The organism is Thalassobaculum fulvum, assembly GCF_014652915.1.
Taxonomy (GTDB): Bacteria; Pseudomonadota; Alphaproteobacteria; order Thalassobaculales; family Thalassobaculaceae; genus Thalassobaculum_A; species Thalassobaculum_A fulvum.
In genome coordinates this window covers 150,389-167,631 of record NZ_BMZS01000003.1, presented here as the reverse complement: position 1 = coordinate 167,631, position 17,243 = coordinate 150,389, and the positions used below count along the sequence as shown (strand labels likewise).

General features: G+C 70.4%; 18 protein-coding genes. 4 read left to right on the top strand and 14 right to left on the bottom strand.

All coding sequences use genetic code 11. The features are described 5' to 3' along the window. Positions 1 to 24: 24 nt before the first annotated feature. The 3 genes from IE246_RS07130 (at position 25) to IE246_RS07120 (ending at position 3,327) form a co-directional block, all read left to right on the top strand. On the top strand, positions 25 to 1,686 hold the full coding sequence (locus IE246_RS07130) for a copper resistance system multicopper oxidase (RefSeq protein ID WP_189988677.1): 1,662 nt from the start codon (positions 25 to 27) through the stop codon (positions 1,684 to 1,686). A 12-nt stretch (positions 1,687 to 1,698) separates the two neighbouring features. Then, entirely contained in the window at positions 1,699 to 2,436 is a 738-nt protein-coding gene (locus tag IE246_RS07125; RefSeq protein WP_229836591.1) for a copper resistance protein B, read from the top strand. A 129-nt stretch (positions 2,437 to 2,565) separates the two neighbouring features. Next, complete coding sequence (locus IE246_RS07120; RefSeq protein WP_189988275.1) at positions 2,566 to 3,327, top strand: Stf0 family sulfotransferase; 762 nt, start codon at positions 2,566 to 2,568, stop codon at positions 3,325 to 3,327. 29 nt (positions 3,328 to 3,356) lie between these two features. On the opposite strand, the gene IE246_RS07115 is transcribed toward IE246_RS07120, so the two are convergent. Beyond that, positions 3,357 to 3,803, bottom strand: coding sequence for a cupin domain-containing protein (locus IE246_RS07115; RefSeq protein WP_189988274.1), 447 nt, complete (start codon positions 3,801 to 3,803; stop codon positions 3,357 to 3,359). A gap of 126 nt (positions 3,804 to 3,929) precedes the next feature. On the opposite strand from IE246_RS07115, the gene IE246_RS07110 reads away from it, so the two are divergent. Further along, positions 3,930 to 4,463, top strand: a complete 534-nt coding sequence (locus tag IE246_RS07110) for a GNAT family N-acetyltransferase (protein WP_189988273.1) — start codon at positions 3,930 to 3,932, stop codon at positions 4,461 to 4,463. A gap of 169 nt (positions 4,464 to 4,632) precedes the next feature. Here IE246_RS07110 and IE246_RS07105 read toward each other — a convergent pair whose 3' ends face one another. The 13 genes from IE246_RS07105 to IE246_RS07050 all read right to left on the bottom strand — a co-directional run bounded on the left by IE246_RS07105 (position 4,633) and on the right by IE246_RS07050 (position 17,190). After that, a complete protein-coding gene (locus IE246_RS07105; RefSeq protein WP_444545903.1) occupies positions 4,633 to 5,346 on the bottom strand; it encodes an ABC transporter ATP-binding protein in 714 nt (237 codons plus the stop codon). Then, a complete protein-coding gene (locus tag IE246_RS07100; RefSeq protein ID WP_189988272.1) occupies positions 5,343 to 6,098 on the bottom strand; it encodes an ABC transporter ATP-binding protein in 756 nt (251 codons plus the stop codon). The genes IE246_RS07105 and IE246_RS07100 overlap by 4 nt, the downstream gene beginning before the upstream one ends. Further along, a complete protein-coding gene (locus IE246_RS07095; protein WP_189988271.1) occupies positions 6,091 to 7,062 on the bottom strand; it encodes a branched-chain amino acid ABC transporter permease in 972 nt (323 codons plus the stop codon). Before IE246_RS07095 ends, IE246_RS07100 begins: the two co-directional genes overlap by 8 nt. Beyond that, on the bottom strand, positions 7,059 to 7,982 hold the full coding sequence (locus IE246_RS07090) for a branched-chain amino acid ABC transporter permease (protein ID WP_189988270.1): 924 nt from the start codon (positions 7,980 to 7,982) through the stop codon (positions 7,059 to 7,061). Before IE246_RS07090 ends, IE246_RS07095 begins: the two co-directional genes overlap by 4 nt. A gap of 194 nt (positions 7,983 to 8,176) precedes the next feature. Further along, positions 8,177 to 9,346: an ABC transporter substrate-binding protein gene (locus IE246_RS07085; RefSeq protein ID WP_189988269.1), complete on the bottom strand. Its 1,170-nt coding sequence runs from the start codon at positions 9,344 to 9,346 to the stop codon at positions 8,177 to 8,179. A 235-nt stretch (positions 9,347 to 9,581) separates the two neighbouring features. Beyond that, the gene (locus tag IE246_RS07080) at positions 9,582 to 9,740 is read right to left on the bottom strand and encodes a hypothetical protein (RefSeq protein WP_189988268.1); all 159 of its coding nucleotides are present in this window, start codon (positions 9,738 to 9,740) and stop codon (positions 9,582 to 9,584) included. A gap of 35 nt (positions 9,741 to 9,775) precedes the next feature. Further along, the gene (locus tag IE246_RS07075; protein WP_189988267.1) at positions 9,776 to 11,239 is read right to left on the bottom strand and encodes a sensor histidine kinase; all 1,464 of its coding nucleotides are present in this window, start codon (positions 11,237 to 11,239) and stop codon (positions 9,776 to 9,778) included. Between the two features lie 2 nt (positions 11,240 to 11,241). Next, positions 11,242 to 11,931: a winged helix-turn-helix domain-containing protein gene (locus IE246_RS07070; RefSeq protein ID WP_189988266.1), complete on the bottom strand. Its 690-nt coding sequence runs from the start codon at positions 11,929 to 11,931 to the stop codon at positions 11,242 to 11,244. 131 nt (positions 11,932 to 12,062) lie between these two features. Continuing rightward, entirely contained in the window at positions 12,063 to 13,541 is a 1,479-nt protein-coding gene (locus IE246_RS07065) for a trypsin-like peptidase domain-containing protein (protein ID WP_189988265.1), read from the bottom strand. Between the two features lie 129 nt (positions 13,542 to 13,670). Beyond that, positions 13,671 to 14,540, bottom strand: coding sequence for a substrate-binding domain-containing protein (locus tag IE246_RS07060; RefSeq protein ID WP_229836588.1), 870 nt, complete (start codon positions 14,538 to 14,540; stop codon positions 13,671 to 13,673). A 67-nt stretch (positions 14,541 to 14,607) separates the two neighbouring features. Continuing rightward, positions 14,608 to 14,742 carry a hypothetical protein gene (locus IE246_RS28115; RefSeq protein ID WP_268245269.1) on the bottom strand — a complete coding sequence of 45 codons (135 nt, stop codon included), beginning with the start codon at positions 14,740 to 14,742 and terminating at the stop codon, positions 14,608 to 14,610. Between the two features lie 26 nt (positions 14,743 to 14,768). After that, entirely contained in the window at positions 14,769 to 16,088 is a 1,320-nt protein-coding gene (locus IE246_RS07055) for a c-type cytochrome (RefSeq protein ID WP_189988263.1), read from the bottom strand. Positions 16,089 to 16,113: 25 nt separating this feature from the next. Continuing rightward, complete coding sequence (locus IE246_RS07050; protein ID WP_229836585.1) at positions 16,114 to 17,190, bottom strand: formate dehydrogenase subunit gamma; 1,077 nt, start codon at positions 17,188 to 17,190, stop codon at positions 16,114 to 16,116. Positions 17,191 to 17,243 lie beyond the last annotated feature (53 nt).

The following is a 17,243-nucleotide window of genomic DNA, read 5'->3' as shown; positions in this document are numbered from 1 at the left end:
AACCCCAACGTCAGGAAGGCCGCCATGGCGACGCTCGTCGCCATGCTGGCTTCACTCGCCACCGGGCCGGCCGTCGCCGGCACTTACGACCTCGTCATCGACACCGTGACGGTCGATCATTCCGGCACCCCGAAGCAGGCGATCGCCTACAACGGCCAGACCCCGGGCCCGACCCTGCGGTTCAAGGAGGGCGAGGAGGTGACGATCAACGTCACCAACCGGCTCTCGGAGTCGACCTCGATCCACTGGCACGGCCTGATCCTGCCGCCCGACCAGGACGGCGTGCCGGGCATCAGCTTCCCGGGCATCGCCCCGGGCGAGACCTTCACCTACCGGTTCCCGATCGTGCAGAGCGGCACCTACTGGTTCCACAGCCACTCCGGCATGCAGGAGCAGGACGGCGCCTACGGCTCGATCGTCATCGAGCCGAAAGACCGCGAGCCGTTCAAGTTCGACCGCGAACACGTGGTGGTGCTGTCCGACTCGCACGACCACAGCGGCCACCGGATCCTGTCCAACCTCAAGAAGATGTCCGACTACTACAACCGCCAGCAGCGCACGGTCGGCGACTTCCTGCGCGACGTCGAGGAGAAGGGCCTGTCGGCGACGGTCCAGGACCGGCTGGACTGGGGCGAGATGCGGATGATGGCGACCGACGTCGCCGACGTGCAGGGCTACACCCTCCTGGTCAACGGCAAGAACCCCGAGCAGAACTGGACCGGGCTGTTCACGCCGGGTGAGCGGGTGCGGCTGCGCTTCATCAACGCCTCGGCCATGACCTACTTCGACGTCCGGATCCCGGGCCTCGACCTGCTGGTGGTGCAGGCCGACGGCAACAACGTGCAGCCTGTGAAGGTCGACGAGTTCCGGATCGCGGTCGCCGAGACCTACGACGTGATCGTCCGGCCGACCGAGGACCGCGCCTACACGATCTTCGCCGAGACCATGTCGCGGGCCGGCTACGCCCGCGCCACGCTAGCCCCACAGGACGGCATGCAAGCGGAGGTACCCACCCTGCGCGCGCCCGACCGTCTCACCATGGCCGACATGGGCATGGCCCATGAAGGCATGGACCACGCCAGCATGGGCCACGGATCGATGGCCGGCATGGACCATTCGAACATGGCGGGGATGGATCACTCCAAGATGGCCGGCATGGATCATTCGAAGATGGCCATGGGCGACAAGCCGGACCCGTTCTACGCGCCGGGGAGCGGCCTGACGCCGAAGCCGGCGGACGGCGGAAAGTTCCTGTCCTACGCCGACCTGCGGGCCCAGAAGCCGCTCTATCCCGACCGCGAGGCGACCCGCGAGATCGAGCTGCGGCTGACCGGCAACATGGAGCGCTACATCTGGTCGATCAACGGCGTGAAGTACTCCGACGCCGAGCCGATCCGGCTGAGATACGGCGAGCGGGTGCGCTTCAAGTTCGTCAACGAGACCATGATGACCCACCCGATGCACCTGCATGGGATGTGGTCGATCCTCGACACCGGCAAGGGCAAGTGGGACCCGGTCAAGCACGTCGTCAGCGTTGCGCCGGGAATGACCGTCTACACCGAGACCGAGGTCGATGCGCCCGGCCAGTGGGCGTTCCACTGCCACCTCATGTACCACATGGCGACCGGCATGTTCCGCAAGGTCATCGTGGAAGGCGGGCCGCAATCCGCCGCGCTGCCGAACTGAGCGGAGGACGCCATGCAACGCTCATTCGGACTGGCCGTCGCGGTTGCGGCGGTCACCGTCGCGCTCAATCTGCCCATGCTGGGCCTGCCTGCGCGGGCCGACGTCATGGACAATGCCATGTTCACATCGGTCCGGTTCGACCAGCTCGAATACCGGGCCGGCGAGGACACCAACCTGGCGGCCTGGGACCTGGAGGCCTGGGCCGGCGGCGACGTCTGGAAGCTGGCCCTGGAGTCGGAGGGCGAGTACGCCCTGCGCCCCGACCGCTTCGAGAATCTCGAGAACCAGCTGGTGGTCCGGCGGATGGTGTCGGATTTCTTCGACGCCAAAGCCGGCATCCGGGTCGACACCCCGGCCGGACCGGACCGGGTCTACGGCGTGCTCGGATTCGAGGGGCTGGCCCCGCAGTGGTTCGAGGTCGACGGCGACCTGTTCCTCAGCGAGAAGGGCGATCTCTCCGCCCGGTTCGTCGCCGAGTACGACATCCTGATCACCAACCGGCTGATCCTGCAGCCGCTCGGCGAGATCAACCTGGCCGCCTCCGACGACCGCGAGATCGGCCAGGGCCAGGGCGTCACCGACGTCGAGCTCGGCCTCAGGCTGCGCTACGAGGTCGTCGACCGCACGGTGGCGCCGTATGTCGGCGTGCACTGGGAGAAGAAGCTCGGCGAATCCGCCGGCATCGCCCGCAGCGAAGGCGAGGATACCGACGCGGCCCGCGTAGTCGCCGGGGTACGCCTGCTGTTCTAGCCGGACGGCATCGGGCCCGCCGCTCCCGACCGAGGGGTGGCGGGCCCTCGCCGACCGACCGTTGGTGTCGCAGTCGACGAACGGCTATGAAGCCGCAGACGCTCCAGAACCGACGGCATCGACGCGACAATGGCGAACTACGACGCGTATGTGATCTGCACGTCGCCGCGCAGCGGCAGCACCCTGCTGTGCAGCCTGCTGGCCGCGACCGGCGTCGCCGGGAAGCCAGACTCGCATTTCCATCAGCCGTCGATCGACGACTGGATCGCCGAGTACCGGCTCGCTCCCGCCGCCGGCGCCTCGGAACCCGAGATCCTGGGCGCGATCTTCAGGGCCGCGATCGCGGAAGGCCGCGGCGGGACCTCGATCTTCGGCCTGCGGCTGCAGCGCCACAGCTTCGACTACTTCACCGGCAAGCTCGCGGTCCTGTATCCGGGGCGATCGAACGACGTTCAGCGCTTCGAGGCCGCCTTCGGCCGGACCCTGTTCATCCACCTGACCCGGCCCGACAAGGTCGACCAGGCGGTCTCGTACGTGAAGGCGCAGCAGACCGGGCTGTGGCACGTAGCGCCCGACGGCACCGAGTTGGAACGGCTCTCCGCGCCCCGGGAACCGGTCTATGACAGCGCCCGGCTCAGGGCCTGCTTCGAGACCATGACGGCCTACGACCACCAATGGGAGGCCTGGTTCAAACAGCAGGGTATCGAGCCGCTTCGCCTGTCCTACGACGCGCTCTCCGACGACCCGGTCGGAACCCTGCGCCGGGTGCTGGACCGCCTCGGGCTCGATCCCGAAATCGCGAACGGGGTCGAACTGGGCGTCAGGAAGCTCGCCGACGCGACCAACCGGGACTGGGTCAAGCGGCTCCGCTCGGAGCTCGAAACCGCCTGAGCCAGCCTCACGGTCCGGCGTCGCCCCGGTCAGGCGTCCGGCGGCGGCAGGAACTCGACCTCGTGCTCGGCCGCGATCCGCACCACCTCGGCCGGGTCGGTCAGGTTGTGGATGCGCTCGAACAGGGTGCGCAGGCTGCGCGACGGGGTCACCCAGAACAGCGCCTTCACCGGCTTACCTGATTTGTTGAAGATGCCGTGCGGCAGGCCCATCGGCATGCGGATCAGGTCGCCGGTGCTGGCCTGCAGGCCCTGCCCGTCGAGCACCAGGTCGAAGGTGCCGTCCAGCATGTAAATGAACTCGTCCTGGGTCGGATGGATGTGCGGCGGCACGAAGGTGCCGTCAGGAAAGAACGTCTCAAAGGTGAACGAGCTGTCGCTCTCCTGCTTGGGGTAGTAGGTCTGCCCCAGGATGTTCCAGACCACGCCGTCCTGGCCCTTCCCGGCCTGCGTGATCCCTGCGGTCATGATGGTCATCGCTCACCTCCTCGTGGCGCTTGCGGAAAGAGTGAAACACGGCCCCGGCAGCCCCGCCGTCGCTGCGACTTGCGCGCGGCGGCGCGTCCCGCCACCGTATCGGGGACCAGGGCCAGAGGAACCGACATGTCCGACCCGAGCATCCTTGTCCGACCGTCCACCCCGGACGACCTGCCGGCGATCCAGGCGATCTACGCCCACCACGTCACCCACGGCTTCGGGTCGTTCGAGGAAGTCCCGCCGGACGTCCAGGAGATGGCGGCGCGCCGGCTGGCGATCGTCGAGCGCGGCCTGCCGCACCTGGTCGCCGAGGCCGACGGGCGAGTCCTGGGCTATGCCTATGCCGGCCCCTACCGGCCCCGCCCGGCCTATCGCTACACGGTCGAGAACTCGGTGTACGTGGCGCCCGAGGCGGTCCGCCACGGCGTCGGCCGGGCCCTGCTGACCGCCCTGATCGAGATCTGCGAGGCCGGTCCGTGGCGGCAGATGATCGCGGTCATCGGCGACCGCGGCAACACCGCCTCGATCGCGCTGCACGCCGCCCTCGGCTTCCACGAGGCCGGGCACCTGAAGGCGGTCGGCTTCAAGCTCGGGCGCTGGGTCGACGTGGTGATCATGCAGCGCGCGCTGGGCGCCGGCGACGACGTCGACCCGGATTGAGGCCTTCAGCCAGGCGACGCGTCCGGCACGGCACCGCACTTGGGGCCCGGCTCTCCGCTTCGCTTCGGCCGGGATGAGGTGGAATCGGAGTCTTCCACGCCCCCTCATCCCGGCCGAAGCGGCGAAGCCGCGGAGAGCCGGGACCCGCCTGTCGACGGAAACGTGCGCGTCACACATGCAGGTACCGCTCGATGACGCCGGCGTCGGCCCGGAACGACGCGGTGTCGCCCTGCCAGACCACCCTGCCCTTCTCGACCACGTAGTGCCGGTCGGCCAGGCCGAGCAGCGCCGAGACGTTCTTGTCGATCACCAGGATCGCCTCGCCCTCGTCCTTCAGCCGGCCGAGGCAGCCCCAGATCTCCTCGCGGATGATCGGCGCCAGGCCCTCGGTCGCCTCGTCCAGGATCAGCAGCTTCGGGTTGGTCATCAGCGCCCGGCCGATCGCCAGCATCTGCTGCTCGCCGCCCGACAACTGGCCGCCGAGGTGCCGCCGGCGCTCGCCGAGCCGCGGGAACAGCTCGACCACGCTGTCGACCGTCCAGCGCGCCGCCCCCGGCCGGCGGTTGGCGGCGGTCGCCACCAGGTTCTCCTCGACCGTCAGGGTCGGGAAAACCTGCCGCCCTTCCGGCACCAGCCCCAGGCCGCGCTGGGCGATGCGGTATGGCGGCTGGCCCTGGACCGCCTCGCCCTCGACCCGGACGGCACCACCGGTCGGCCGCAGCAGCCCCATGACCGTCGCGACCGTGGTGGTCTTGCCCATGCCGTTGCGGCCCATCAGGGTGACCACCTCGCCGGCCGCCACCGCGAAGCTCATGCCGAACAGCACCTGGCTGTCGCCATAGCCGGAGGTCAGGTCCTCGACGCTGAGCATGGGTGCGCTCATGGCGCGCCCTCCTCGCCCAGATACGCGCTCCGCACCTCCGGGTCGGCCCGGATCTCGTCCGGCGCGCCCTCGGCGATCACCCGGCCGTAGACCAGCACCGAGATCCGGTCGGCGAGCGCGAACACCGCGTCCATGTCGTGCTCGACCAGGAGGATCGTCAGGCTCCCGCGCAGCGCCTCCAGGGTGGCGACCAGCCGCTCGCTCTCCTCGTGGCCGGTGCCGGCCATCGGCTCGTCCAGCAGCAGCAGCGTCGGCTTCATGACCAGGGCGATGGCGATCTCGAGCTGGCGCTTCTCGCCGTGGCTGAGCGCGCCGGCCCGTATCGCCGCACGGTCGCCGAGGCCCACGGTTTCGAGGGCCTGCATCGCGGCGTCGTTCAGCCGCGCCTCGGCGGCTGCCGGACGCAGGAACCGGAAGCTGTGGCCGTCATGCGCCTGGGCGGCGACCGCCACGTTCTCCAGCGCCGTGAAGCGCGGCAGGATCGTGGTGATCTGGAACGACCGCGCGAGGCCGCGCCGGCAGCGCGCGTGCATCGGCAGGTCGGTGACGTCGCGGCCGGCGAACCGGATGCGCCCGGCATCCGGCGCGATCTGCCCCGACACCTGGCCGATCAGGGTGGTCTTGCCGGCCCCGTTCGGACCGATCAGCGCGTGGATAGAGCCCGCCTGCACCGCCATCGACAGGTTGTCGGTGACCGTCAGCGCGCCGTACGCCTTGCACAGGCCCTCCAGGACCAGGATCGGCTCAGCCATCGCCGCCGCTCCGCCCGATCAGCCGCCCGAGCCCGCCGCGGGCATACAGCACCACCAGGATCAGCAGCGGGCCGAAGATCACCCGCCAGTGCTCGGTCCAGTGCGACAGCACCTCCTCGAGGGTCAGGTAGGCGATCGCCCCGAGGATCGCGCCGTGCAGCGTGCCCATGCCGCCGAGCACCACCATGATGATCAGCTCGCCGGAGCGCTGCCACGCCATGTAGGACGGGCTGACGAACTCGGCGTGGTTGGCCAGCAGCGCGCCCGCCAGCCCGGCCATCATCCCGGCGATGGCGTAGGCGACCAGCTGATAGACATAGGGATTGAAGCCGACCGCCTGCATCCGCAGCCGGTTCTCGCGCACGCCGGCGATCACCCGCCCGAACCGCGAGCCGACGACCGCCCGCGCGAACAGGAAGCAGCCGGCGAGGCAGCCCAGCACCACGTAGTAGAACGCGGTGTCGTCCTCGAACGGCGTGGTGCCGAACAACTCGCTGCGCCCCCACATGGTCAGGCCGTCGTCGCCGCCGTAGTCGGACAGGCTGCTGGCGGTGAAGTACGCCATCTGCCCGAAGGCCAGCGTGATCATGATGAAGTAGACGCCGCGGGTCCGCAGCGAAATCGCGCCGGTCAGCAGCGCGAACGCCCCGGCGGCGACGATCGCGACCGGAAAGGTGACGGCCGCGTTCCACTGGTCGTGCGCCGACGCGATCCCGACCGCGTAGGCGCCGATCCCGACGAATGCCGCGTGCCCGAAGCTGACCATGGCGCCGTAGCCGAGGATCAGGTCCAGGCTGACCGCGGCGATCGCGTAGATCATGATGCGGGTCGCCAACGAGGTCACGAAGCCCATATCGGCGGCATTGGCCACCGCCGGAACCGCCGCGAGCAGCACCAGCAGGACCAGCGGCACGCTCCAGCGGACACCGGTCGAGCCGGCCGGTTCGGCCGTCGGCGCGCTCATCGCCCGGCCGCCGGGAACAGGCCGGACGGCCGGAAGAACAGCACGCCGGCCATCAGCAGGTAGATCAGCATCGAGGCGATCGCCGGGCCGACCTGGTTGGCGGCGGCCGGCGCCAGGAAGGCCTTGAAGATGTCGGTCATGAACGAGCGTCCGAGGGTGTCGACCAGACCGATCAGCAGGGCCGCGACGAAGGCGCCGCGGATCGAGCCGATGCCGCCGATCACGATCACCACGAAGGCCAGGATCAGCACCCCGTCGCCCATGCCCGGCTCGACCGACAGGATCGGACCGGCCATCACCCCGGCGAAGCCGGCGAGCATGGCGCCGAACCCGAACACGATCATGAACAGCCGGCGGATGTTGACGCCGAGGGCCGAGACCATGCGCGGGTTGGTGGCCCCGGCCCGCACCAGCATGCCGACCCGGGTGCGGGTCACCACCACCCACAGCAGGACCGCGGTCGCCAGCCCCGCCAGGATCATCGCCACCCGGTAGATCGGGTAGCCGAAGCCCTCCATCAGCGGGATCGTCCCGCCGAGCAGCGCCGGGATCGGATAGGACAGCGGTGCCGCCCCCCAGACGATCCGGACGCCCTCGTTCAGGAACAGGATGACCCCGAAGGTCGCCAGCACCTGGTCCAGGTGGTCGCGGTCGTAGAGGTGCCGGAACACCAGGAACTCCAGCAGCAGACCGAAGGCGAGCGCCGCCAGCAGCGCCAGCACCAGCGCCGCGAAGAAGTTGCCGGTCAACCCGTAGAAGGAGACCGCCAGGTAGGCGCCGAGCATGTACTGCACGCCGTGCGCCAGGTTGATGAAGTCCATCACCCCGAACACCAGCGTCAGCCCGGCGGCCACCAGGAACAGCAGCACACCGAGCTGCAGTCCGTTCAGCACCTGGACCGCGACCAGGGTCGCCGTCATCGCATCCTCCGAGTGCGTGTAAGCGCGCGTCGCCGTGTGGGTCCCGGCTCCGTCACGCCCATGGCGCGACGGTCCGGGATGAGGGATCGTGGGGTTTTCCCCCTGCCCTCATCCCGGTCGGAGCGGCAAAGCCGCGGAGAGCCGGGACCCACCCGTCGCCCGAAGACGCCGGAGGTGGATTCGCCGGCCCCGCCTCACTTCATCTTGCACTCGGAGGCGTAGACGTCGCCGTAGTCGTCGAACACCTTCTCGACGACCGAGGTGGCATACATGCCGTCGGCCCGCTTCACCGCCTTGACCAGGTAGTAGTCCTGGATCGGGAAGTGGTTGGTGTTGTACTTGAAATCGCCGCGGACCGAGGCGAAGTCGGCCTTCTTGAGCGCGGCCCCGACCGCCTTCTTGTCCGACAGGTCGCCCTTCACCGCCCTGACCGCGGAGTCGATCAGCTGGGCCGCATCGAAGCCCTGGCTGGCATACAGCGACGGCACGTAGCCGTACTTCGCCTCGAAGGCCTCGACGAACGCCTTGTTGGCGGCGTTGTCCAGGTCCGGCGTCCACTGCGACGAGGAGAACAGGCCGACCGCGTCGTCCTTGGTCGCCGGCAGCGTGGTCTCGTCGACGGTGAACGCCGACAGGAAGGTCACGCTCTTGTCGAGCCCGGCCTGCTTGAACTGCTTCACCAGGTTCACGCCCATGCCGCCCGGCATGAAGGTGAACACCACTTCCGGCTTGGCAGCGGCGATCTTCGCCAGTTCCGCGGAGAAGTCCAGGTTGCCGAGCTTGGTATAGACCTCGTCGACGACCTCGCCCTTGAAGTGGCGCTTGAACCCGGCGACCGAATCCTTGCCCGCCTGATAGTTCGGCGTCAGCAGGAACGCGCTCTTGAAGCCCTTGTCCTGGGCGTACTTGCCCATGACCTCGTGAATCTGGTCGTTCTGCCAGGAGGTCGAGAAGAAGTACGGGCTGCAGCCCTTGCCGGCGAAGGTCGAGGTGCCGGCGTTCGCCCCGATCAGGAAGGTCTCGCTCTCGGTCACCGGGCGATAGATCGCCTGCAGGATGTTCGAGAACACCACGCCCGCGACGAAGTCGACCTTGTCGCGCTCCAACAGGCCCTTGACCTTGGTCAGGGCCACGTCCGGCTTCAACTCGTCGTCGGCGACGACGATCTCGACGTCGCGGCCGCCGAGCTTGCCGCCCTGCTGGTCCACGAACAGCTGGAACCCGTCCCTGATGTGCTTGCCGAGCACCGCCGGCGGTCCCGACAGCGTCAGCATCATACCGATCTTCATGGGCTCGGCCGCGTTCGCGGCGAAACCCATCCCCACGCCGGCCGCCACGAGGGCCGCCGTCAGAACCTTGCGCATGTCCGTCTCCCTAGTACCACAGCCTCGTCCGACACCCGGGCAACGGCTTCTGGCGACCGTCTCCCGGCAACTCCCTATCCTTCAGGCGGATATTTTAAGTTTAAAATTTCCTGCCTGCCAAGCCCCACACCCCCGGCCCCGGACCGGCACAGTCTGCACACCGCGCCTGTACGCGCCAAGCCCGACGGCCGGGTACGTCATGCGACGGGAGGGTCGGAGGGCAGTCGGGAGGACCTCAGTCCCTGCCGGCGGGCTCGCGCAGCAGGCGTTCGCGCCGGCGCCGCTCGGAATCCCTGCCGAGCTTCCACAGCACCAGGGTGATCGCGCCATAGGCCACCCCGAAGACGCTGAGGCCGACCAGGGCTTCCACTTCGAGAACGTGCAGGACAGACATCGCCGGTACCCGATCGAATGCATCGTGCGGCCGGGTCAGCCGGCCACGACGTCTTGATATCCCGAGACCGGCGCGTCGAGCGAGGCCGGCCGGCCGGGACCAATTGTCTCATCGTCGAGCGCGACCAGCGAAGGCAGCGCCAGCTCGACCTTCAGGCCCGGGCCGGCATCCGACAGCACGAGTTCGCCGCCGTGCAGCCGGGCGACCGCCGCCACCAGGCTCAGGCCGAGGCCGGCCCCCTTGCCGGACCGGCTGGGATCGAGACGGACGAACCGCTGGGTGGCGCGCTCGCGATCCTCCGGCGGGATGCCGGGGCCGTCGTCGGTCACCGTGACCCGGGCGCCGCCGGACCCGAGCGTGGCCTCGACGCGGATCCGCGAGCGGGCGTACTTGGTCGCATTGTCCACCAGGTTCGAGACCGCCTGGGCCAGCAGCTCGGCGTGCCCCGACACCGGGACGATCCGCTCCGCCGAGGCCTCGATCGTCAGCCCCCGGTCCTCGGCGATCGGTTCGTAGAGGTCGACCACGTCGCGCGCCACTGCCGCCAGGTCGACCTCCGACATCTCGCCGCGCTGCAGCCCCGACTCCGCGCGCGCGATGTCCAGCAGGCGGCCGAGCAGGTCGAGGGTCAGGTCGACGTCCGCCACCGCGTCGTCCAGCGCCGCGTCGCGCTCGCCCGCCGAGGCTCCCGGTGCGCGAGCCCGCTCCAGCCGGTTGCGCAGGCGGGTCAGCGGGCTGCGGATGTCGTGGCCGACGCTGTCGGTGACCGTCCGCATGCCGACCATCAGTTCCTCGATCCGGGCCAGCATGTCGTTCATGGAGTCGGCGAGCCGGTCGAACTCGTCGCCCGAGCCGCGCACCGGAACCCGCCGCCCCAGCTCGCCGACCATGACCTCGCGGTTGATCGCCGCAACCTCCCCGACCCGCCGGAGAATGGTACGCGACAGCAGGATGCCGCCGCCGACCGCCATGGTCCAAAGCGCGGCCAGAGCCCACAGCAGCGACTCGCCGATCGCATCCTGGATCTTCACCCGGCCGTCGAGCGCGCGGCCGACCAGCAGCCGCACCCCGCCGGCGAGCTCGTAGCCGCGGGCTCCGATCAGGATCGGGTTCGCCTCGCCGCGCCGGTACAGCTCGACCTTCCGCCACTGGCCGTCCGGCGGCACCGTCGGCGGCCAGGCCAGAAGATTGCCGGCCAGCCGATTGCCCAGGCCGTCGACCACCAGATAGACCGGCTCGGCCTCGGTCGGCACCGCCGACCGTTGCTGCACCGTGCGCATCAGCTCCAGCAGGCCGACGCTGCCGTAGTGCTCGACAAGCCCGCGCAGCTCGGAGGCGACCGTGTCGGACGCCTGCTGCTCGACCACCCCGATCGCCCGCCAGTACAGGAAGCCGAAGACCGCGCCGATCATCAGGGTCGACGCGACGGTCGACGCCAGCACCAGGCGGACCGTCACCGACCGCCACCAGCGCACCCGCACGACGTGGGCTGGCGCCACCCTCAGGCCTCCGGCGACAGCATGTAGCCGCTGCCGCGCACCGTGTGGATCATCGGGGTGTCGAAGTCCTTGTCGACCTTCTGGCGCAGCCGGCTGATGTGCACGTCGATGACGTTGGTCTGCGGGTCGAAGTGGTAGTTCCACACCCCCTCGAGCAGCATCGTCCGGGTCACCACCCGGCCGGCGTTCCGCATCAGGAACTCCAGCATCAGGAATTCCCGAGGCTGCAGCGGGATCGGCCGACCGGACCGCGTCACCTTGCGCGACAGCAGGTCGAGCTCGAGATCGCCGACCGCCAGGCGCGAGGTCGGGGCCTCGTCGCTCGCGCTTCCCCGCCGGATCTGCGCGTCGACCCGGGCATGCAACTCGGCGAAGGCGAACGGCTTGACGATGTAGTCGTCGCTGCCCTCGCGCAGCCCGCGGACCCGCTCGTCGAGCGCGCCCATGGCGGACAGGATCACCACCGGCGTGCGCACCCCGGCCGCCCGCAGGGCCTTGAGGACCGAAAGCCCGTCCAGGCCGGGCAGCATGCGGTCGAGCACGATCGCGTCGTAGGCGCGGTCGGTCGCCAGGAACAGGCCCTCGCGACCGTCGGCGCACCGGTCGACGCCGTAGCCCTGCTCGACGAAGCCGCGCTCGACATAGCCGGCGGTCTCGTCGTCGTCCTCGACGATCAGGATCTTGCGGGTCACCTCAGGCCTCGCTGGTTCGGTTGATGCCGCAGTCTACATCGTCGGACCGGTCGCGCGCACGAGAGCCCGGCCGCGGGGGCTGCGGCCGGGCTCGGCGCCGGATCAACGGAGGGGGGCCGTCCGTCGTCCGGTCACGCGTCCGCCAGCCTGATCCCGACGAACAGCGTACTGCCGCGCCGGTTGATCAGGACCAGGACGCTCGGGTTGCCGGCGTCGTGCACCGCCGCCTCCAGATCGCGCGGCGCCCGCACCACCCGGCCGTTGATCCGCTCGATCACGTCGCCCGTCACCAGGCCGGCCTTGGCCGCCGCACCGTCGGGCTTCAGGCTGGTGACGACCGCGCCCTGCGCCGATTCGTCAAGGCCGAGCGACGAGCGGACCTCGTCGGTCACCGGGGCCACCGTGACGCCCAGCCGGCCCAGCGCCGCCGTGCGCTCGGACTTGCCGCCGCCCGGCGTCAGGCCGGCGGTCTTCGGCTCGCGCCGCCCGATCTCGACCGCGACGTCCAGCGGTCGGCCGTCGCGGATCAGGCCGATTTCGGCGGTCTGGCCGATCTGCGACGCCGCGATCAGCTTCGGCAGCTCGCGGACCGATTCGACCGTCTTGCCACCGACCGACCGGATCACGTCGCCGGGCCGCAGATGCCCGTCGGACGGCCCGCCGGGAACCACCTGCGCCACCAGGGCGCCGTTCCGGTCCTCCAGGCCGATGGCGGCGGCGATCTCCGGCGTCACCGGCTGCACCGAGACGCCGAGCCAGCCGCGCTCGACCTGGCCGCTGTCCTTCAGCTGCGCGATCACCGCCTTCACCGTGTCGGACGGGATCGCGAACCCGACTCCGACGGAGCCCCCGTTCGGCGACAGGATCGCGGAGTTGACGCCGACGACCTGGCCGTCGGTGTCGAACAGCGGCCCGCCCGAGTTGCCGCGGTTGATCGCGGCGTCGGTCTGGATGAAGTCGACATACGGGCCGTTGTCGATGGCGCGGCCGCGGGCCGACACGATACCGGCCGTCACGGTGCCGCCCAGACCGAACGGATTGCCCACGGCGATCACCTCGTCGCCCACCCGCAGCGACGCCGAGCTGCCGAACGTCGCGGCCGGCAGCGGCTTGGGCGCCGACACCTTCAGGAGCGCCAGATCGGTCTCCGGATCGGTGCCGATTACGGTCGCCGGGTACTCCTCGGCGTCGGCCAGCTTGATCTTCACCTCGGTGGCGCCGTCGACGACGTGGTTGTTGGTGACCACGTAGCCGCTCGGATCGATCACGAACCCGGACCCGAGGGCGTGTGCCGGTCCCTGGTTCTGCGGCCCGAGCTGCGGAACCGGGATGCCGAAGCGACGGGCGAAGTCCTCGAACGGTCTGCCCGGCCCGAACGGCGACGGGCCGGCCTCGGTCGCAGGCCGGGCCTGGGTGGTGAAGACGGCCACCACCGACGGCGCCACCTTGTCCACCAGGTCGGCGTATCCACCGGTCGCCGCGGACGCGACGCCCGACCACACGATGATGCCGGCGCCGGCCAGGGCGACGGCGCCGCGACGCAGGATTCCGGATCCCGTCCCGCGGGCGCCGGACGCCGGCAGGCGGCGGCGTTCGGTCACGACAGTCATCGACTACCTCCTTCGATCGGTTGGCGGCGGAACACCCCGCCGCACGCGACCGAAGATGGCGTGCCAACCCGTCCGGCGCCTTGCGCCGAGATGAACAAACGTTAATGCGGCCGCGTGCCGGGCTGCCGGTCAGGGGCCGTTGCGATGGATCGTCCCGAATCCGGAGACGTCGTACCCGCCGAGGTCGCCGGCACGCGCCGCGAACGCGGCGGACCGGGCGAGTGCCAGCAGCCGCTGGATCGGCGGCTCGAAGATCTCCCGGCGCCACAGGGCCAGATCGTACCGCTCCTCGGCGACCGGCACGAAGTCGAGGCGGTGCTGGCGGGCCACGCTCTCGATCGCCAGGCCCGCGTCCGCCCGCCCCTCGCCGACCGCAAGGGCCACGTCGGACTCGCTGCGGGCCGGCGGGTCCAGCAGGGTGACCGCCCCGGGGGCGAGCCCCGCCCCGGCCAGCAGATGGTCGAGCAGGACCCGGCTGCCGGCCCCCGGCTGACGGGCGGCTACCCGGCAGCCCGCCAGCCCGCCGACACCCGCAATTCCGCGCGGATTGCCGGCCGGCACCACCAGCCCCTGACGGCGGCGCGCCCACTCCATCAGGACCACCGGCTGGCCCGGCAGCATCCGCTCCACATGGCCGAGGTTCCAGTCGCCGCCCTCGGGTTCGAACAGGTGGACGCCGGCGCCGATGACGCGGCCGGCAGCCAGGCGCCGCAGGCCGTCGAGGCTGCCGTCGAAGAAGGTGGCGATCTCCGACCCGGACTCGCGGAGCGCCCAGTCCAGCAGCGGATCGTGGCTTCCCGCGAACACCGTCGGCCGCGGCAGCAGCGGCGTGGCGTCGCCGCGATAGTCGACCCGGCGGCGGACCCAGGCCTCGATCAGGTCGCGCGGGAACAGCAGCTTGCCGGTGGCCCGGCTGACCGGGATGTCGCCGCTCGCCACCAGGTCGTAGACCTTGCGTTCCTTGATCCGCAGATACGCCGCCACGTCGCGGGTGGTCATCAACTCCGGCGGTCGGCGGCCCTGCTCCACGGTAACGGTCCCCTGCCCCGCCGCGAGACCGGCGCGCTCAGTTGAGGCGGACCGAGCCGCGGTCGGCGGTGTTGGCGGTCTGCGACGAGCCGTCGACCGCGTAGTGGAGCACCGCCCAGGCAGCGACGGCGATGACGACCATCGCGACGCACGCGGAGACGAAAGCTTTCATCGTTTCCTCCCTCGACGGCCCGGCAGCTAGCGGGTCGCCTGCTTGAGATACTCGATCAGGTCGGCACGGTCACGGGCGTTCGTCATCTTCTGCAACGGCATCTTGGTGCCCGGCAGGAAGTGCTCCGGGCCCTGGGCGAACAGCTGGTCGACGGTCTCCGCGGTCCAGACCAGGCCGCCAGCCGATAACGCCTCGGAGTACGGATAGCCCTCCACCGAGCCCATCGGGCGCCCGAACAGGCGGTACAGCGTCGGCCCCGCCCGGCGTGCGGTGTCCGGCGTCAGGGTATGGCAGATCCGGCATTTCCGCTCGAACTGCCGCTCGCCGTTCGAGGCGACCGGCGCGGCCCGTTCCCGGCCGGCGGTCCCGGCCGGCCGGCGCAGCGGGTCGAGCGGCCAGACCGCGACGTTCGCCCCCAGCCCGCCGACCAGCAGGCTCTGGTCGCGCGGGCCGAAAGCCAGCGCCCAGATCGGTCCGCGGGCCGCCGGAAAGTCCTGACTGACCTGGCCGAGCCCGGCGTCAACCACCGTCACAACGCCGTGCCCGTCGCCGAACGCCAGCCGCCGGCGGTCGTGGCTCACGGCCAGCGCGAGGATCGGGGTCCGGTCGTGCTCGAACGCGGTCCGGACCTCGCCACTCGACAGGTCGACCAGCCGCATGCCGCCGTCGATCGCCCCGTAGGCCAGGCGGCCCGCCTGCTCGTCGACAGCGATGACGTTGATCCCGAAGCCGTGCCGTACCAGCGTCCGGATCTCGCGCCGCGCCGCGACGTCCCACAGCCGGACGGTGCCGTCGTAGCCGGCCGAGTACAGCCGCCCGCCGTCGCCGGACAGCACGACCGCGTTCACCGGCCCCTTGTGCCCCTCGAGCATGCCGATCGGGCCCGGCGGGTCGAGCGCCCACAGGCCGACCCGGCCGTCCCAGCTCGCGGTCGCCGCCAGCCGGCCGTCCCCGGAGACCGCCACCTGCAGGATCTTGCCCTGGTGGCCGGTGAGCCTTGCCACCGGCTCGCGCCGCTCGGCCGGCCCCTCGGTGTCCCAGACCAGCACCAGCCCGTCGTCGCCGACGGTCACCATGCGCCGGCCGTCCGGGGTGAACGCGACCGCGTTGGCGGCGGCGTCGTGGCCGTACAGGATCGCCTGCTCCGACCCGCTCGGCCACGCCCTCAGGATGACGCTGTAGTCGAAGCTGGCGGTCGCGACCCGATCGCCGTCCGGCGCCACGGTGATGCCCTTCACGGGACCGCCGTGGCCGGTCAGCTGCTCGGGCAGCCCGGCCGCCCGGGCCACCCCCGGCAATGCCGCGAGCATCACCGCCACCAGGACTCCGAAGGCCTCGAGACGCATGCGTCGGCTACCCGGCCCGGTGTCCCTATTCGGCCGGGCTGTGCCGGCGCGCCCCTCCGCCCGCTTCCCGGGCTTCGACCTCCTCGACCCAGAGCGAATGGTGCTCGCGCGCCCAGTTCAGGTCGACCTGGCCCGAGCCCATGGCGTCGAACGCGCCCTCCATGCCGAGCGAGCCGATGTAGATGTGGGCGATGATCACGGCAATCAGGAAGACCGCGACGGCGGTGTGCCACACCTGGTTGAGTTGCATCTCCTGCATGGCCGTGAGATCGGTCGGCAGCTGCAGGCCGAACACGTTGAGCAACGCGAAGGTCTTGCCGAAATAGGCGGTCTCGAACGGGAACATCAGGGCGATCCCGGACAGGCTGACCGACAGACCGCCCAGCATCACAAGCCAGAACAGGATCTTCTGGCCGGCGTTGAACTTGCGGGCCGGCGGATGCGCCGATCCGAGAATGCCGCCGCCCTTCAGCATCCACATCAGGTCGGTGCGGTGCGGCAGGTTGTGCCCGACCCACAGGACGAAGGCCAGGGCCAGCCCGGCCATGAACGCGAACGACAGATAGTTGTGCGCGAACTTCCCGAACTGGGTGATCGCGGCGAACGCGTCCGGCCCGATGACCGGTATCAGCACGTAGCGCCCGTACAGGATGTTCAGCCCGGTGATGCCGAGAACGATGAACGACCCGGCCATGAGCCAGTGCGCGAACCGTTCGACCGCCTTGAACCGCTCGATCGTCACGCCGGCCGGGCCGTGCGCGATCCGGATCCGGCCGCGGATCGCGAAGAACGCCGCCAGCACGACGACCGCGCCGAGCAGCGCCCAGGCGCCGTAGACCGACAGCGGCCCGTTGCGGACGGCCCGCCAGTTGTCGCCTTCCGACTGGATCAGCACGCCGGCCCGGGCGTTCGGGATCGAAACCTGGCCGGGCATGCCCTGGCGGATCTCCCGCCAGAACTGCGAGTCCGACGTGGCGCCGAGGCTGTCGCCGGGTACCTGGCCGCCGGTCTGCGCCTGCGCCGGGCTCGGTGCCAGGGCCAGCGAGCCCACGGTCAGAACAGTCAGCACCGCCAGAAGAGTCGCAATGCGTCGAGCGATCATGGCCATACCGCCTCCGTCGCGCCCGGCGCCGCCCGCGCCCGCGGCGACCGTCA

What these genes read in the sequence shown, in the direction of transcription:
- IE246_RS07125 (WP_229836591.1), top strand. Translation starts at nt 1,699, where the DNA reads ATGCAACGCTCATTCGGACTGGCCGTCGCGGTTGCGGCGGTCACCGTC.
- IE246_RS07100 (WP_189988272.1), bottom strand. Translation starts at nt 6,098, where the DNA reads ATGGCTGAGCCGATCCTGGTCCTGGAGGGCCTGTGCAAGGCGTACGGC.
- IE246_RS07060 (WP_229836588.1), bottom strand. Translation starts at nt 14,540, where the DNA reads ATGACCACCCGCGACGTGGCGGCGTATCTGCGGATCAAGGAACGCAAG.
- IE246_RS07115 (WP_189988274.1), bottom strand. Translation starts at nt 3,803, where the DNA reads ATGACCATCATGACCGCAGGGATCACGCAGGCCGGGAAGGGCCAGGAC.
- IE246_RS07055 (WP_189988263.1), bottom strand. Translation starts at nt 16,088, where the DNA reads ATGCGTCTCGAGGCCTTCGGAGTCCTGGTGGCGGTGATGCTCGCGGCA.
- IE246_RS07120 (WP_189988275.1), top strand. Translation starts at nt 2,566, where the DNA reads ATGGCGAACTACGACGCGTATGTGATCTGCACGTCGCCGCGCAGCGGC.
- IE246_RS07085 (WP_189988269.1), bottom strand. Translation starts at nt 9,346, where the DNA reads ATGCGCAAGGTTCTGACGGCGGCCCTCGTGGCGGCCGGCGTGGGGATG.
- IE246_RS07095 (WP_189988271.1), bottom strand. Translation starts at nt 7,062, where the DNA reads ATGAGCGCGCCGACGGCCGAACCGGCCGGCTCGACCGGTGTCCGCTGG.
- IE246_RS28115 (WP_268245269.1), bottom strand. Translation starts at nt 14,742, where the DNA reads ATGAAAGCTTTCGTCTCCGCGTGCGTCGCGATGGTCGTCATCGCCGTC.
- IE246_RS07065 (WP_189988265.1), bottom strand. Translation starts at nt 13,541, where the DNA reads ATGACTGTCGTGACCGAACGCCGCCGCCTGCCGGCGTCCGGCGCCCGC.
- IE246_RS07080 (WP_189988268.1), bottom strand. Translation starts at nt 9,740, where the DNA reads ATGTCTGTCCTGCACGTTCTCGAAGTGGAAGCCCTGGTCGGCCTCAGC.
- IE246_RS07090 (WP_189988270.1), bottom strand. Translation starts at nt 7,982, where the DNA reads ATGACGGCGACCCTGGTCGCGGTCCAGGTGCTGAACGGACTGCAGCTC.
- IE246_RS07110 (WP_189988273.1), top strand. Translation starts at nt 3,930, where the DNA reads ATGTCCGACCCGAGCATCCTTGTCCGACCGTCCACCCCGGACGACCTG.
- IE246_RS07130 (WP_189988677.1), top strand. Translation starts at nt 25, where the DNA reads ATGGCGACGCTCGTCGCCATGCTGGCTTCACTCGCCACCGGGCCGGCC.
- IE246_RS07050 (WP_229836585.1), bottom strand. Translation starts at nt 17,190, where the DNA reads ATGATCGCTCGACGCATTGCGACTCTTCTGGCGGTGCTGACTGTTCTG.
- IE246_RS07105 (WP_444545903.1), bottom strand. Translation starts at nt 5,346, where the DNA reads ATGAGCGCACCCATGCTCAGCGTCGAGGACCTGACCTCCGGCTATGGC.